Annotated in this window: 11 protein-coding genes and 1 tRNA gene; 2 read left to right on the top strand and 10 right to left on the bottom strand. The window is 58.6% G+C overall.

The window, feature by feature from the left end; translation table 11 throughout:
- Positions 1-28 precede the first annotated feature (28 nt).
- Entirely contained in the window at positions 29-1096 is a 1068-nt protein-coding gene (locus R3F64_RS03260; protein ID WP_332609729.1) for an ABC transporter substrate-binding protein, read from the bottom strand.
- A gap of 222 nt (positions 1097-1318) precedes the next feature.
- On the opposite strand from R3F64_RS03260, the gene R3F64_RS03255 reads away from it, so the two are divergent.
- Both R3F64_RS03255 and R3F64_RS03250 read left to right on the top strand, forming a co-directional pair.
- Positions 1319-3025, top strand: coding sequence for a potassium/proton antiporter (locus tag R3F64_RS03255; RefSeq protein ID WP_332609727.1), 1707 nt, complete (start codon positions 1319-1321; stop codon positions 3023-3025).
- 48 nt (positions 3026-3073) lie between these two features.
- Positions 3074-3164: transfer RNA gene (locus R3F64_RS03250), tRNA-Ser, on the top strand.
- 121 nt (positions 3165-3285) lie between these two features.
- Here the strand turns inward: R3F64_RS03250 and R3F64_RS03245 are convergent.
- The 9 genes from R3F64_RS03245 to R3F64_RS03205 form a co-directional block, all read right to left on the bottom strand.
- Complete coding sequence (locus R3F64_RS03245) at positions 3286-3483, bottom strand: hypothetical protein (protein WP_332609725.1); 198 nt, start codon at positions 3481-3483, stop codon at positions 3286-3288.
- The gene (locus R3F64_RS03240; protein ID WP_332609723.1) at positions 3480-4058 is read right to left on the bottom strand and encodes a terminase small subunit; all 579 of its coding nucleotides are present in this window, start codon (positions 4056-4058) and stop codon (positions 3480-3482) included. Before R3F64_RS03240 ends, R3F64_RS03245 begins: the two co-directional genes overlap by 4 nt.
- An 8-nt stretch (positions 4059-4066) precedes the next feature.
- Entirely contained in the window at positions 4067-10345 is a 6279-nt protein-coding gene (locus R3F64_RS03235) for a hypothetical protein (protein WP_332609721.1), read from the bottom strand.
- A complete protein-coding gene (locus R3F64_RS03230; RefSeq protein ID WP_332609720.1) occupies positions 10342-12456 on the bottom strand; it encodes a transglycosylase SLT domain-containing protein in 2115 nt (704 codons plus the stop codon). Before R3F64_RS03230 ends, R3F64_RS03235 begins: the two co-directional genes overlap by 4 nt.
- 1206 nt (positions 12457-13662) lie before the next feature.
- On the bottom strand, positions 13663-13854 hold the full coding sequence (locus R3F64_RS03225; protein WP_332609718.1) for a hypothetical protein: 192 nt from the start codon (positions 13852-13854) through the stop codon (positions 13663-13665).
- A 205-nt stretch (positions 13855-14059) separates the two neighbouring features.
- Complete coding sequence (locus R3F64_RS03220) at positions 14060-14437, bottom strand: hypothetical protein (RefSeq protein WP_332609716.1); 378 nt, start codon at positions 14435-14437, stop codon at positions 14060-14062.
- A 4-nt stretch (positions 14438-14441) separates the two neighbouring features.
- The gene (locus tag R3F64_RS03215; RefSeq protein WP_332609714.1) at positions 14442-14723 is read right to left on the bottom strand and encodes a helix-turn-helix domain-containing protein; all 282 of its coding nucleotides are present in this window, start codon (positions 14721-14723) and stop codon (positions 14442-14444) included.
- Positions 14720-15397: a KilA-N domain-containing protein gene (locus R3F64_RS03210; protein WP_332609712.1), complete on the bottom strand. Its 678-nt coding sequence runs from the start codon at positions 15395-15397 to the stop codon at positions 14720-14722. The genes R3F64_RS03215 and R3F64_RS03210 overlap by 4 nt, the downstream gene beginning before the upstream one ends.
- Before the next feature lie 2 nt (positions 15398-15399).
- Complete coding sequence (locus R3F64_RS03205) at positions 15400-15579, bottom strand: helix-turn-helix transcriptional regulator (protein WP_332609710.1); 180 nt, start codon at positions 15577-15579, stop codon at positions 15400-15402.
- Positions 15580-15619 lie beyond the last annotated feature (40 nt).

Below are 15619 nucleotides of genomic sequence, written 5' to 3'. Positions count from 1 at the left end.
CGTTTGGTCGGTGATTAACAGCCCCCGACTAGAGGGTATGGGGATCGATGGCCAGGCGTGACACTGGCAAAAGCTCATCGCTGAGGCCTTGCTGTAAAAGAAATTGTTCAAAGGCCTGATAGCGGCGGTTATCCACCGCACCAGGTGACAACGCGATACGCCTGAGGAGGTCTTGCCAATTTGCTGCATTAATGGGGTTATCAAGCACCGGTTCGGCACTGATCAGTAACTCCCAGGCGGCATCGGGGTTTTCCAATATCCAGTAATGCGCGTCTTCAATGGCCCTGACAATGTGAGACCAGGTCTTGGCACGACGGGCGGTACCGTCTCGGTTGGCCAACAGTATCAAGCCGTCGTAGCGCGGAATATCCAGGGCACTGTGGCGTATAACCTGCGTATTGATGCCTTCATTCGCCAGTTGTTCAGGTAATGAATGAAAGGGCGCATCGATGACCGCATCGACCTGCTCCTCAGCGAAAGCACGGCGAATGTCAAAATGCAGATTAACCGGAGGCGCGACATTGCCAGCCTGGGTGAGTGCCTTGGGAATCAAATAAGGGATGAACAGATCAAGACCTTCGCGGCTTGTGTAGCCGTAGCGCATCCTTGCAAGTTTATCCTTGATGGGATCTTCAATCTCACCTGCCACGACCACTGCGGTTAGCGGTGTTTCGATCAGCGTGGCGATACGTACGATAGGAGCTCCATCATGCACGTAGAGATGCAGTGAAGGCTGGCGACTTAAGGCAAAATCGATTTCATCGGCCGCTAACAGCTTCAGTCCGACGCTTGGGTCTGCCGGTGTCTGGAGCTCAACCTTCATGCCCTGGGCGGTAAACAAGCCACGTTGCTGAGCCACGATGAGCCCTGCGTGCTTCGGGCTCAAAAACCAGTCCAGCATGATGCTGACCTGTTCAAGGGGCGGTGGCTCAAGGGGAGGCGCTGGGGTGACGGCGTTGGTAGGCGCCTCCTGTTGGGGCTCCTCTGGTTCGGCATTGGGCGTCCACCAGGCGGGGGGAACCTCGACGCTGCTGTTAAGTTCGAGCTGGCTGTCACTGTTCGTCTTCTGAGCATCCGACTCATTTGCGTATGTCATTGAACTTACGAATAATAAAACAACCTTTATAGACAGCAAAACATACCAAGTGCGACACAAACGGGTCAGCATCATCAATCACTCCCAGTAACAGAAAGCAAAGTGTATCTGGCACGCTAAGCATCTGACCAGCCTTCAATTACGCCTTGTCAGTCCATGAGGCGCAGTAAATTCAACGCTGGCATGCGATAATCAGCGTGCTTAGAGAAGAGACGGAGAGTCATGGACGCAATCTACACGTTTTTCTTGGTCGGCGGTTCCTTGATGGCGCTCAGTATTCTGGCGAGTCGTCTTTCCTCGATGATGGGGGTTCCCCTGCTCCTGATCTTCCTTGCGCTAGGGATGGTCGCCGGTGAAGAAGGACTGTTAGGGCTCCAGTTCGATGACTATTACATGGCGTTCACCATCGGCCATTTAGCGCTGGCGATGATTCTACTGGATGGCGGCCTGCGCACACGCCTGAAAACTTTCCGCGTCGGCTTCAAGCCGGCGCTTTCACTTGCCACCTTCGGGGTCTTTATCACCAGTGCCATTGTCGGTGGCATCGCCATGCTGGTGTTTGATCTATCGCTCGCCGAGGGGTTGCTGGTGGGTGCCATTGTAGGCTCCACCGACGCCGCCGCGGTGTTTTCAATGCTAAGCGGACGAGGTGTCAACCTCAATGAGCGGGTAGGGGCCACGCTTGAAATCGAATCGGGTACCAACGACCCGATGGCGATTTTCCTGACCTTGATGTTGGTCGAATTGTTGGTTGGTGATATCGGCGGTCCCGTTGAGACACTGCTGTTTTTTATTACCCAATTCGGTATTGGCCTGGTGGTGGGACTTGGCGGCGGCTGGCTGAGTGCCAAGCTGTTGCGCTGGCTGGACCTGGCCCCGGGCCTCTACGCCATGCTAGCGCTTGCCCTGGGCTTCAGCGTCTTTGGCCTCACCAGTGTACTCGGCGGCAGTGGCTTCTTGGCGATCTACCTGGCGGGCTTGATGATCGGCAATCAGCCGGGCCGCCATCTCAACTTTATCCTGCCCGTTCACGATGGCCTGGCGTGGTTGAGTCAAATCGGTCTTTTCCTGGTGTTGGGGCTTCTGGTAACGCCCAGCGAGCTCTGGGACGTCGCGCTTCCCGCCGCCTTGGTAGCGCTGGCCCTGATTTTCATTGCCCGCCCGCTGGCCGTGTTGATTACCATCAAACCGTTTTTCAAGTTTCGCTGGCGGGAAACGTGGTTTATTGCCTGGGTGGGTCTGCGCGGCGCGGTGCCGATCGTGCTGGCCATTTTCCCCTTGATCGACGGTGTGGAAAACGCCTCGCTCTACTTCAATGTGGCCTTCGCGGTGGTGCTTATGTCGCTTCTGATCCAGGGTGGCTCACTGACTATCATGGCTCGCTGGCTAAAGGTGGAGGTGCCGACGGGTACCACGCCTGATCGACGCGGTCCGCTGGGTATATTGCCGGAAAACGACTACGAGATGTTCGTCTACTCAGTTGACAACAAAGACCTTGAAGACGTGCCCATCCGTCTTCTGCGCTTTCCCTCCGGTGCACTTATCTCGGCGCTATTCCGTGAACATGCCATGCTGCACCCGAAAGGCAGCACCCGACTCAAGCTGGGCGATGTAATTTGCGTAATCGGCCGTTCGGAAGACCTGAATGCGCTCAACCGTCTGTTTAACGGTGATTCAAAGTTAAAAAGGGAGCGTGCCTTTTTCGGTACCTTTACCCTGGATGGCAGCGCCCAAATGCAAGATATTGCCCAGGCTTATGGTCTGACCTTGAGCCCAGGTGAGAAGGACATGACCCTGGCCGAGTTTGTATCGCTCCGCGTAGGCGGTCACCCTGTGGTAGGTGACGATGTGGACTGGCATGGCATCCATTGGGTTGTCAGCGATATGCAAGGCGGAAAAATCACCCGTGTCGGGCTAAGGTTGTACTAAAGGCGTTGACTTCCAAGGAAAAGCTGGTAGTATATGCATCCGTAAGCCGGAGGGATGGCAGAGCGGTTGAATGCACCGGTCTTGAAAACCGGCAAAGGTTAATAGCCTTTCCAGGGTTCGAATCCCTGTCCCTCCGCCAATATTATATATTTATCAGCAACTTAGAGACGTTTTCTCAGGTTGCCCAACAACCCGCCCAACATACCAAAAATGGTATCAAGGCGGGTTTTTTTATGCTTTGTATTCCAAAGTAAGCGTGATCACTTTCCCTTTTTCTTTGCTGCAATGGCAGCCCGAGCCTGGGCCTTGCCAGCACTGATGCGCGCGGCGAGGTCGTGAGCCGTGTCACGCCGTTGCTGTCGCTTCTCAGGGCTGCCGTCCCCCGCTTCAATCTCTCGATCAAGGCGGCGTAGGTTCTTAAACCCCTCAGAAAAGCCGTCTTTGTTGTGTTCTGTCATGACTTATTGCCTCCTTCCTGTGCTGCTCTCACCCGCTCGCGAGCGGCGTGGATCTTATCAACGAAGGTTTCACCCAGGTCGTGCTCGACCTTGTCCTTAAAGGCCTGCACATCGACATGGCGGCCCAGCATCTGCAGGTTCTTGAGCTTGTCAGGCCATTTGAGTTTCTTCATCACGCCGACCACCTGGCGATCATTACCAGAACCTTCCCACACCTCGGCCAAGTCCATGCTGCTGATGTAAGTGCGCCACACTTGAGGCCAGTCATTCACCGCCTTTACGGATCCATCATCATTAAGGATGTCGGCCACGTCCATTTGGTCGATCTCCACCAGCCGTTTGAGCAAATAGGCTGCGTCAACGTTGAAGGTTTCCTGGGCTTTCTCGGCAATGACTTTCTGCAACTGTCGAACCCGCTGCGCGATGTTTCCATCCTTGAGGAGTTCGGACGCCTTCACAGCGATAGTGTCAGCTTTCATGCGCCCGGCCTCGAAGGCGTGGCGGTAGGCCTCGGACGGCTTGCCATGAAGCGCGTAATGTTGCGCGAAGGCTTCCTGTTTCTTGCTCTTGAGCATGATGACTCCTAATTATCGCGATCGCCGAAAATAAGCATTTTGGCCGCTTCGCCGGCGTTGTCTGGGTTTCCTTCGTAGATGCTCCAGGCCCCATCTGTGGTGCGCTTTATCTGTCCGCTTGGCAGGTGAAGAGTGATGCCCAGGGTGTCGGCAGTGGCATTGAACAGGGCCTGATCCATCTCGCCTTGGCCAACCTGCTGCCCCAGGCTCACGGTCTCGCCGAATATGCTGGTTCCGGCAGGGCCGGAGTAGCGGTATCCGGTCACCAGCCCGGACACGTCTCGAACCCCAAGGAACATGCCCATCACGAACGATACCTGCTCCTTGAGATAGCGCTCCTCGAATTCCTCGTCGTCGTCCCATCCGTTGCGCAGGCCGTCGAGGAACACGCTACCCACTGCGGGGACGACCATGAGCAGAAGCATGTCGGCGCCAAATTTCATCACCTCGGCAGGCGACCGGAAGTCAGTACGGCGGAATGACTCGGCGCTGAGGTTCCAGGTCGTGACCATATAGCTCATGAACATGGAAAACAGTTTCTTCCAGGCCGAGCCGGTTTGTACGCCGGCAAGGTCTTTCACTGCGCCCCCGCCCTGGGCGTCGAGTACGGCTTGATCGGCTACCGCTATGGCGGTGCCTTCGTCATCGCTCATGCTCATAGCCTTTCGGTAGGTAGTGATCCAGGTCGGTATGTCCACCGCGACCAGCTGCACGGCCGCCATCGGAATCATTGAGGACTCGGCGATCTTCTTCTGGGTGGTCTTCCGCTCGATGGTGTTGCGTATCTCGTTCATCTCCCGGTTCTGTTGCATCGTCCGGGTGCGCATCATCTCGGATTTCTGCATGGCCAGGCGGGTGGTAGCGACGGGGCTGCTCAGGTACTCGGTGTACCCTTTGAGCATGGCTGAGTAACCGGCTCTCACCGCCAGGCGGGCAATAGAGTTGGTCACCCCCAGGGGCTGGAGAAGCATGGTGCCAACGTTAAAGCCAAGGAAGGCGACCGATGTACCAGACCGGAAATACAGCATGGTGCGCTCCATGGCTGTGCGTGCCCGCTCCGGGCCGAATTTGATATCCGCCAGCCGGTCGATCATCTGCCGGTAGATGTCACGTCCCAGGCGCCGCTCAATGATCTCCGCGACGTCGCGCTCTTTCATGATGCGGCCCACGTCGAGGATCGTTTCAGTGTGAGTGATCTCGTGGATCACTTCGCTGACGTGATCCTGGATTACCATCAGCCCATCCAGATCCAGTTGTCGCTCGACCTTGGCCTGGCGGGACTGCGTGAAGCCGGCCTGTATGCGGTTCGATACTCGGGCGCTGCCGCTGTTGGCTCGAGACTGGTTGACCAGCCCCTGTTCGCGAGCGCGAGTGCTCAGGCGTTTGCTGTAGCGAATGGGGAAATAACCGCCGCGATACTCTCCAAAGGGGGTGACCACACTACTTGGCTCGACCCGCTCCGGGGGAATACCGTAAATGCGCTCATTCATGCCCGCAATTTCTGACCAGAAGGTATCGAGGTAATCCCACACCTCCTGAACAAATTCCCAATCCTTGCGAGTCATCACCCGGTTGAACAGTGACGTGACCTGCTGGTTGGCCAGGCTAAAGCCGTCCATAACACGGGAGCGGTTTACCTCGTTGCCCCAGTTCAGCGCCATGGTGACCACGTCAAACTTGCCAAGCCGCATATTCACTTCTGGGTAAAAGGTGCGGTTACGGTTTAGCCGCGGGGTCATCTCCCGAAGCTCCTTGTCGCTGTAGTGCTTGCGGAACAGCTTACCCAGCGCTTCACCCTCTTTGCGGATGCGCAGCGACTCTGTGTCGCCGGCCTCGTTAAGGGGTCGCATAATAAGATCCCAGACCGTTCCGGCATCCTGCCCACCATCCATCTGCCGAACTAGGCTGGAGAGTTTGCGATGCTCGGCCAAGTAGTTACTAAAGCCTTCGGAAGCGCGCTCACCCGGTGTTGGGTTAGCGGGGCTGGCCTTTATGTCGGTGCGGGTGTTCTCGTTCACCGTGGTCACGATGGCGTCCCGGGCCTCCTCGAGGGATCGCGTCCGCTGGTTCTTGAGCAGTTCATCCTTGAGCGTGGCCTGGCGCCAGATCAGCCGCAGCATGTCGCGCACGCCTGAAAGCTCTTCGACCGTAAGCTGCTGCCAGTTCACGCGGCGCGCCTCGTTGACCATATCGGCAGTGATCGTAAAACGCTGGCTGTCGGTGGCCTTTTCCATCGCCTTGTCGGCAAGTTGCTGATCAGTTAAGGCGGTATTGGCCAGCCCGTCATCGGGTAGGATGCCATTCAGGAAGTTGGCCAGGGACTCGCGGCGGCCTTGGGCCTGGCGTGTCACACGGCGAAACTCGTAGCGCTCCAGAATGCCATTGACTTGCTCGCGGTAGCTTGGACCGGCTTTGCCTAGCCGTTCCTGCCGGGTGCGCGTGGTGAAGCGGCGGGCTTCGCGGTAGGCCTGTTCGCTCATCTCTTTGGCCTGGCGGGCTTCGCGGTACAGTTCATGGTTCAACAACTGCCGCTGCTTCGCCTCGATGGCCTGATCGTAGTTGTTCTCGGCCACAGCGTTGAAAGCGTCCCGGCCTGCCTTCTGCTCAGCACGCAGGTAGAGGCCCGGTTTGATATCGCGGACAGCCTTTCCGGCGATGATGCGCTGGGCAGCTTCGCGAATGGCCGACATTGGCGTGGCACGGCGACGGGAGCGGCTGGCCAGGGCGCGCAGCTCGCGCTGCATGACGTCGGCCCGTTGGTCGTTGTGCACAGCTTCCAGGGCAGCATCCGCCATTGATCCATCGTTAAGCATGTCGCCGTGGCGCTCACGCATCCTGGAGTCTGTCTCGGCTTCGATGAGTTTGGCCCGGGGCCTGGCATTGGCCAAGGCTTCGAACAATTCGTTTCCGGATCGATAGCCCAACATATCAGCAGCCATATCCAGCGGGACGCCACCCTCGCGGCTATACACGTAAGGGCGGGGGAGGCGGCTTAGGGACTCACCATAGCCCGCATCAATGAGGCTCCTTTTGTTGATCTTGAAGGCCGACGTTCCATCGGGAAGAGGGGAGCCATCAGGCAGGGTGCCGCGCTGGAGGACACTCAGGGCGACGTATTCACGCCGCTGGTTTACCTCGTTGGCGACTTCCTCGCGGACTTGCTCGCGGGACTCCTTCCACCAGGCTTGTGACTCGCGCTGTTGCTCGCGCATCACGCGCCGGGTCAGCTCATCCTCGGCGGCAACCTTGGCCTGTTCGGCGCTTTGGCGGTAGCGCTCGTACTCATCGGGGGTCATGCCGGCCGCCTGGGCATCCTCGAAGAGTGGGCGATAGCCTGCCTCCTCTCTCGCTTCGGTGATCTCCTGATCGGTGGCCACCAAACGATCCATGACGCCGCGGACCTCGTCGGTCAGGTCAACGTCGAGATTGCGCACACTGCGATAGATGGCGACCAGCCAGGCGCGAAAACGAGCGAACACGCTGCGCAACTCGGCAGACGGGGCATTGCCCTCAAGCAAGTAAGCCTCAAAGCCTCGGGCGAATTGTTCATGCTGGTCTGTGCCAATACTGTCCGCGTCATCGACGCCAAACCAGTCGAGCAAGCGCTGATAGTCCTGGCGGATCTGCTCGGGGGCGTCGTCGCGCTGCGCAAGCTCTCGCAGAACCTCAAGATAGAGATGCCCGGACTCATGGAGAAACGAGCTCAGGTTGGCGCCTTCCAGGAATTCGATGTTGAAGAAGCGGCGGCTTTGGGGGAAGGTGATGCGGGCGCGGGGGCCGCGCTGGTCAAGCGTGGTCGTCTGCTCACCATCCTCGGCCTGTGGCCGGTCGTCACCACGCAGCAGGGCCTTGACGCTCTCGTTGTCCATGGCGTTGAGGTCGGCCCCAATCTGCTGGAGGTAGTCACTCAACTCCTCAAGGGTGCGCCGTGTTCCTTCCAACTGCTCGTCAGCATTGAGGTCGGAGAAGACCGGGCCGTCCCGAAGCTCACGGCCTACCGCTTCTGTAAGCGCGTCAGGGGTTACCGTGTCGCGATCAAAGCCACGGAGGTACCCGGCCTCGGCGGCCGCCTGAGCGGCATCGTCGGGTGTCAGGCCGTCATCGCGCAGGATGGCCCGCTGAAAGGCCTTGCGGTTGGCATCGACATCACGCGCGGCCAGTTCGCCGCCATCGTCCCTCACGCCGCGCTCCCGTAGGAAGTCCAGCAGAGACGGCCCCAGGGCATCGGTCTGTGCGGAAATGTCACCGGCCCTGAGGCGATCAAGCAACGGATCCACCTGGGCATCGAAGTCGCCGCCAGCGCTGCGCAACACCTCGGGCAATGGGCGGGTCACGTTGATATTGAACTGGCCGAACAGCTCGGCGGGGTCCATGCCGGTACGCTCGCCAAGGGTTCGCCATACGGCTTGTGTGAGGCGGGCTTCTTGGGTCGCCGTGGCGCGATCACGGCCAGCGGCGAGAAGTTGACCATAGACATCCTCATAGACCGCCGCACTCGGGTCGTCTGAACGTCCTGCAAGGTCGTCGACGTAGCGCTCGACGTTCTCCTGGGCGCTGCTCATCCAATCTTCCGCCTCGCGGCGGGTCATGTCCTCCGGACGCATCCGAATATCTTGCATCAGCTCCTGATGGAAGTCTGTGGGTGCGATGGTGGTGGCGTACTCGGCCAAGGGAAGGGATAAGTCGCCACCGGTGGCCATGGCCTCACGGTAGGCCTGGGGGCTGCCAGTGACCTGCTCGGCCATCTGGGCGGGATCCCGGTCGGCACCCTGAAACAACTCGTTCCACCGTTCGACGGGAACCTGCAGGGACTCAATGCCAGTGCCTTCCTGCATCCGTGCAACGAACTGACGGAATTTGTCGGGGCTTCTGCCTCGCAGCTTTGATTCGCGGGCGGCTTGGCCCAAAGCCTCAAGGGTTTGGCCTGACTCCATCGCGCCGCGCACCTTGGCGGCGTCCTCGACAGGCTTGGGGGTGCGGCGGGACAGAAGGCGGTCAGCGGTGAAGGTTCCGGCCTCGATCGGTGCTCCTGAGAACTCCCCAATGAACTCGGCGAACAACTCGCCCGGGGCGATCTCGCCCTCCTGGGTCAGTTGCAGAAAGCCTTCGGCACCCGCGCCCAGCGTGCCCTGAGCGAGCGGCTGGGCTGCAAAAACATTGACTGCTTCCCGAGTAGCCGTCTGCCCGGTACCAGGCGCCAGCATACGCGGGGCCAAGGCGCCCGCTGCCGCTCCTGCTGCACCCATGACGGCGCCACGCTGCTCGGCGTACTCCACGGCGCGGGTGGCAGTCTCATCGTCACTCAGTGCCGTTACTACCTGGGTCGGGTCGCTTGCGTCTACTCCTTGGCGGTTAAGGTACTGGATGATTCCCCCACCGGCTTCGAGGGCGTACTGGTTGGCACCGCTGGAGACCATCGCCACGCCGGGGTTGCGGGTGGCCATCATCAGGGCCAGAGCGGGGAGCTGCTGCACCTGGGAGGTGATGCCGATATCGGCCATGATGCCAAGTGGGTCCATTGTGAAGGCGTCGAAGACCTCACCCCAATTGCCTGCCTGCATCATTGCCTGTGTCGCCGGGCGCTGCTCAATACCTTCCAGGCGTTGCTGCAAAGGGGCTATCCGACTGGCAAACTCAACCGATGCCGCGTCACCCATGGCCTCAGCACCCTCAGCCAGCTGTCGCTGCTGGTTCTCGCCGACCGTCACCTGGCTGGCCGGAATCGGCATGCCAGTAATCGGGTCGGTTGCGGCCTGGAAGTCGCCGGTCTGACTTGCCTGTGCGCCGCGCTCGATCATGTCAACCAAGGGAAGGCCTGCCATCGACTGCCGGAAGCTGAGGGCGCCAGAGCGGGCGCTGTTCCATAGCCGCTCGGCCAGGGTGGTATCTTCCTCGTAGCGCTGCTGTCGGCCTCGCAGGCTATGTTCGATCAGCCCCAGGGCTTCAAGGTCGTCGTGGGCCATCTCAGCGTTCTGGGGGTCATCCAGCAAGCCGGCCATTCGCGGGAATTCCTGACGGAATTGGCGGGCGTCAAAATCCTTTTCCTGCGCCGCTCCCCGCACCATCTCTATGTTCCGCTTAATGAGGTCGGGAGGTAGCCCAGTTTTGCCCTGCAGCTGGAACACTTCGGCCGCTTGGTCAGGATTTGCGCCCCGGGCGTTTTTTAGCGTGGTAGTCAGGCGTCCATCGGACTGCTTCAGTAGGCTACCGACGCGGGTAATGCCATCTGATAACATATCGTCCTGCACGCGCTGCTTTTCCTGGAAAAGCTGCTCAACCCTGCTCATGATGATTGCCCCTTGAGGATGGTTTCAAGCTGCTCTATATCGCCGAGTAGCGTTGCCTGCCAGGCCTCTGCAATGGCCTCGGGTGTCGGCATTACTCCGTTACTCAGCATCCTGTTACGAATCTCTTCAGCCTCATTGCCTGGGACTTCATCAGCGGGTACGTAGGCACTCTCGCGTTCTTCCTCGCTCATATCCCAAAGGTAGCGCTGTGGATCCGGCCCGAATCGGTCGAGGCGGAAGGACTCGATCAGCATGCTGTCAATTACTTCCTGCTGCTCGTTGCCGGTTAGCTTGCGACCTGCTTGCCGCTCGGCGGACTCGATGCGGCCCGCAGCCTCGGTCTGGAACCGGGAATAGGTCCGGGCGCCGTCGCCTTTGGGGCTCTCGCCAGCGGGGATCATCTCAGCCTGTTCAGCGGCCGCTCTGACGCGCTGCGTAAAGGAAAGAGTTGAACTGGTCTCGACCTCGCCCCTGATCCCTTTGGCGTCGTTGATGAGCTGCACCGCCTTTTCGTAGTGGCTGTCATCGAGATGAGGGCGCAGGGCGGTATAGGGGTCTTCAATGGCGGCCAGGTCGTCGCGGTCCATCATGGTAATTTCGGTCCAGCGATCCCAATCCATTGTCGGCTCGCTGGTCACCAATTCGCGGGATCGTGCTTTCAGCGCTTTGATCTGGTCGGCGTTCAGCCGGTCAAGCGCTCGAGAGGGCAGTCGGTGAAACCTCGTGCCGTTCTCAACCTCAAGTTTTACCGCCTCGTAGAGCTCGGAAAGCTGCTGGTCTTGTTGTTTCCATACCGCTTCAAGCCCTTCGGTGGCGGCTTCACGAACGCCGCTGGGGTAGCTATTGAGTACGGCCATTTGTTCGGAGCGCTGCAGTGTCTCGGCTCGGGCGCCACGTGTCACGTTGCGCACATACCCACGAGTTTCCTCGATGGGGATGCGGGCAATCCATTCCTCATGGCTGACGCCGTCTGCCCTGGGGTCGCCGTTCTCTCTTAGCCAGGCATCCACGCGTCCCGGTCCAGCGTTGTAGGCGGCAGCTGCCAACGCCGGGTCGCCATACTTCTCCACCTGGGCATCGAAGTAGGCGCGACCCAGAGCCAGGTTATACTCGGGATCGTTGCGGTACCGATCCTCGTCCCATTCGAGCCCGGCCATTCGTGCGGCTTCCGAGGCAGTCCCCGGCATCACTTGTGCGATGCCAATGGCACCCCTGCTAGAGGTCAGCGGCTGTCCGTCGCGTCCAAATTGCTGCCCACCGCTTTCCTGCTGGACCATCCGCGTCCAGACACCATCCGCCCCTTCACCCTGACCGGCCGTCAGGCTGTCCACGATGCGGGCAGCGGCATCGCGTTCCCGGGTGGTCTGAATCACCTTGTCATAAGCGACACGGTCCTGAGGTGTCATCTCGGGGCCGTGCTTCGCGTAATAGCGGATAGCCTCGGCCGGGTCGTTGGCAGCCATTCGGTCGATCACGGCGCCGTGTGTCGCGCTCTCAGCTTTATTGATCTCTAAACGAACCTTTTCCGGACTCCATCCCATGTCGGAAGAGCGGGCCATGATGGCGCCACGCTGGCGACGTAGCTCGATGCCTATGCGCTCGGGGTTGTTGTAGTAGTTGGCCGCGGTGACCTGACTGCCTGCAATCAGGCTCTCGGCCTGCTGCTGCTCGTAGGTGTTGATCTCGTTGGACACATGGCGCTGTAAAGCAAGATCCATTTGCTGGCGGCGTTGGGCTGTCAGCTTATCGAAGGCCTGAACTTGGCGATCGCTCAGGTTGCTTCGTATTTCTGTCGCACGGGTATCGAAATCCTTCATTACCCGCTCGGGGACATCAAAGGCATTCTTGCCGCGTTGGTTGAGCGCGCCCGCCTCAGGGTCATAAAGCGCGTTGTTCTCGAACTCGGTTAACGCGCTGTCGGCTTCCATCACCTGAGCCGTATCGGCGCGGTCGCGCGCCTTGAGCGCCATGTCGGTAATTTGATTGGCAGCGCCGGACAGGTCAGGGCCAAAGCTGCCCCGGGGCGTAGACGGATTGACGTTGCTGAACGAGGTGCTGGGCAGCCCCTGCGTCTTGGCCCGTTGATCGCTAATGCGTGGGATGCGTGGCACGGGGGTTCTCCTCAGTAGAGCCGTATCTTCGCGCACTCGATGGCGTCTCGGATGGAGTAGCCCTGGTTCCGCCGTACAGGTCGTTAGTCCGATCTTCCTGATCCAGTGCGTAAGGGTTTCCCCGCGGTTCCTCCTTCTCCTGGTAGAGCCGCTCGGCACGCGCCTCGTCGTCTGTCTTGGTAGGCGGCTTGCTGTCTTTCTGGGGCTGGGTCTGCGCTTCGCCATACATCCGTGACGCGAGGTCATTGGGAGTGTTGTCATTGGTCGTGGAAGCTGGGGCAGGCTTCGGCGGTTCTTCGCCGTAGAGGTTGGTAGCGTGGTCAGTCATGACAACCCCGTTCATCTGTTGTGGTGTGTGCTTTCTGGGCGGCTTGCCGCTGCTCAGAGAGGAATAACAGCCAGCCAGCAGCCTGCACGTCACCCTCATCTGCACGATCCTGCAGAAGGCGCGTGTAACTGCGTACGGCTGTCTCACTTGGGTTTAAATTTCGGCGGCCCTTGGGGCGGCCTAATTGCTTTTCCATGGCTATACGTCCAGCGTGGATACATGAACAGTAATAGCAGAAAACAGAGGATTTACCCACAGTTTATGTGGGGTAATATGTTGGATAGAACACAGTGGAACGCTATGAAACGGCATGGAACTGGAGAAAAATACGGAATAGTTGTCCGCCACTTATCAGTCGATACCAGAAAAACTGGTAACGGGTTCGTGCACACGCAAAAGGGCGGTTCGCAGCAAGGCACCTGGCTAACGCCGGGGCTTCTTCCATTTGAAATGGAGGAAGTGAAAGCCGAAATCCCGGCCTTTTCTGAAGGCAGATGCTTGGCATAATCGCGTTTGAAACGCGGAAGCCTGCGGTAATGGCTAACTTTCAATAGTTTGCGTGGCGAAGAGGGATTTCCCCACTTCTAATTGTGATTTTTTCCCACATTTAGGTTGTGAGCCAGCGTCACTTGTAGGCGTGGTCATTTCGGCCACACCTGCACGGTCAAGCTGACCGACCAGACCAAAGTGATCCTGAGTCACTTTTAAAAACGAAGCGCGGCAGGCACAAAAAACCGGATCTATGTCCGGGTTCGAAGTTGGCGATAAGAACAATTCTGTCTAATTTGGGTGCTGCTATTTGGTCCATTATCTGAAGTCAGGACTCAATGCCTGCATCGCCGCGGGAAGAGATTACCGTCAGATTACCGTCACGCAGGTCATTGCCGGGGTTCATGCCTGGCAATGATCAGCCCCATTTTCTGGACGATCCCCTCAAGCTGCGTGTCTCCAGTCTTGTCGCGCAGTTCTGCCAGCTCCGTCATCAGCTCTAGAAGCTGCCAATGGGTACTGCTGTCCATCTGTGGTTCGCTCATCTGCTTGGGTTTTTTGAACTCGATTACGTTATCCATGCCGAGAACTCCACTTTGGGGTAGGTGTGGGTGGCGGTAGTAGGTGGCTAATGTAGGAGTGGTGCAGAAACGACACCTGTAGAAGCTGGAAAAACCCTCCACGGGTATCAAAAACGCTACCTGTAGGTGCCTAAATCCCTTCCTATGGTGCATAAACGCTACCTGTGGCCTAGTCAGCGGTATCGAATATGCACCGGTAGAAATTTTACGCACGGCGCTGTTCTTCCCAGTCGTTGCTTGGTGGCCGGTTCCTCCAGCACGGCATCCAAGTTAGGCGCCAGGTGCGCGTCTTTGACTGAGTGCGCGAACAGAACAGGCTGTCTTCCACCAGAACGATGAAGCCGGCAGCCTCAAGCTCTTTGAAAGCACGCATTGCCAACCGGCGAGAACAGGGAATCTTCTGCTCAGCCTCACGTACGCCATAGCCAACCGGATGGTTAGCGCTCCAATGGACGTGCATCAGGTGCATTAGCGCCTTTGCCTGCGGCGATAGCCCTATGTAAGCGTTAGAAGTCAGCAGGCGGCGCTGTATGGCCACGACGCCGCCCTTCTTATCGAAGGGCAGGCTTTTCCCTTTTCCCATACGGTCACCCGATGCTCATGAGGTGATAACGTTTGATCTTCTCGCCTGGCTTTCTCGGGTGTGGGTGTTCTTGGGTCACGATGCTGATACTGGCCCGACGAAGATCCCTCACGGCTGCGGGCGGGTGCGCAATGTCCAGCTCCCATATCAGCTCTATGTTGCTCATGGGCTTTTCACGAAGCGCCGCTAGGACTTTGCCGGCGTGGGTGGTAGGATCAATTTTCGACAGTGTTTTGGAAGTGTCCCGGTCGCCCCCACGGCCGGGATTTTCTTTGCTGATACTCATGCAGCACCCCCTGAGAGGCGCGGCCTCAAGTGCTCATCGACGTACTCGGTAAGGGCCTGCTTCCGTTGCTGGTAGTCCAGCCCCTGGCCCAGCAGGAAGGTATTTCGCTGCTCGAGCATGCCGATCAGGCGTAGCTCGGTCCGGTCCATGTCTGTGCGGTCACGTCCCTTGAACTCGCCATAGAGCACACCGTTGATCAGGCGAGCTTCGTTGATGAAGTGGTGGGGAGCGGACTGCTTGCCCTGGGCCTGGCGGGTCAGGTTGAGTGCGTCACACATACCCTGATAACCGATGGCCGCGGAATCGCGGAGATGCTGCCAATCGTCTTGGTCGCCGTGAATAAGGTTGTCGATCTGCGCGTCACACCAGACAGAAAAGCGCATATCGAGCCATTGGGCAAATCGAACTCCCAACTTGGGATGCAGCCAGGTGCCCGGCGCCTTACCGCCTCTACTTGTCCGTACCAGGCCAAAGTGATTCTGAGTCACTTTGGTCATTCCCATCGCCTCAGCCAGCGTCCTGATGTACTCCTGGGTTTCTTCCTGCTTGAGCCAATCTACCGGGCGCTTCCCAAAGCGCCGCGCCGCTTCGGTCGCGTTGATCCAGCCATCAGTGCTGAACCGAACGGACTGGCCCTGATACTCGAAGGGGATGATGTTGGTTGCGGAAGACATGACTATGCCTCCTCTTGGCGGGAGGCTTCCCACGCTTCAATATCACCGAGGCGCCAGCGAGTGCAGCAGGCACTTAATTTGACTGGCTTAGGGAAATCGCCTTCACGTGCCCAGCGCCAAATAGTCGGAACGCTGGTTTGGTAGCGCTTAGCGAGTTGCTTTACGTCTATATAGTGGTTCACCGTGGCCTACCTTGTTGCGTATGGGTTCAAGGCAGACTAT

The sequence above is a fragment of the Halomonas sp. 5021 genome (genome assembly GCF_036663435.1).
In the GTDB taxonomy this organism is placed as follows: domain Bacteria; phylum Pseudomonadota; class Gammaproteobacteria; order Pseudomonadales; family Halomonadaceae; genus Vreelandella; species Vreelandella janggokensis.
Note: the sequence above shows the minus strand (reverse complement) of the source record. Positions and strands in the feature narration are given on the sequence as shown.

Bases quoted from the DNA above. Each gene is read 5' to 3' on its own strand.
- R3F64_RS03260 (WP_332609729.1), bottom strand. From the start codon at position 1,096: ATGACATACGCAAATGAGTCGGATGCTCAGAAGACGAACAGTGACAGC.
- R3F64_RS03255 (WP_332609727.1), top strand. From the start codon at position 1,319: ATGGACGCAATCTACACGTTTTTCTTGGTCGGCGGTTCCTTGATGGCG.
- R3F64_RS03245 (WP_332609725.1), bottom strand. From the start codon at position 3,483: ATGACAGAACACAACAAAGACGGCTTTTCTGAGGGGTTTAAGAACCTA.
- R3F64_RS03240 (WP_332609723.1), bottom strand. From the start codon at position 4,058: ATGCTCAAGAGCAAGAAACAGGAAGCCTTCGCGCAACATTACGCGCTT.
- R3F64_RS03235 (WP_332609721.1), bottom strand. From the start codon at position 10,345: ATGAGCAGGGTTGAGCAGCTTTTCCAGGAAAAGCAGCGCGTGCAGGAC.
- R3F64_RS03225 (WP_332609718.1), bottom strand. From the start codon at position 13,854: ATGGATAACGTAATCGAGTTCAAAAAACCCAAGCAGATGAGCGAACCA.
- R3F64_RS03220 (WP_332609716.1), bottom strand. From the start codon at position 14,437: ATGGGAAAAGGGAAAAGCCTGCCCTTCGATAAGAAGGGCGGCGTCGTG.
- R3F64_RS03215 (WP_332609714.1), bottom strand. From the start codon at position 14,723: ATGAGTATCAGCAAAGAAAATCCCGGCCGTGGGGGCGACCGGGACACT.
- R3F64_RS03210 (WP_332609712.1), bottom strand. From the start codon at position 15,397: ATGTCTTCCGCAACCAACATCATCCCCTTCGAGTATCAGGGCCAGTCC.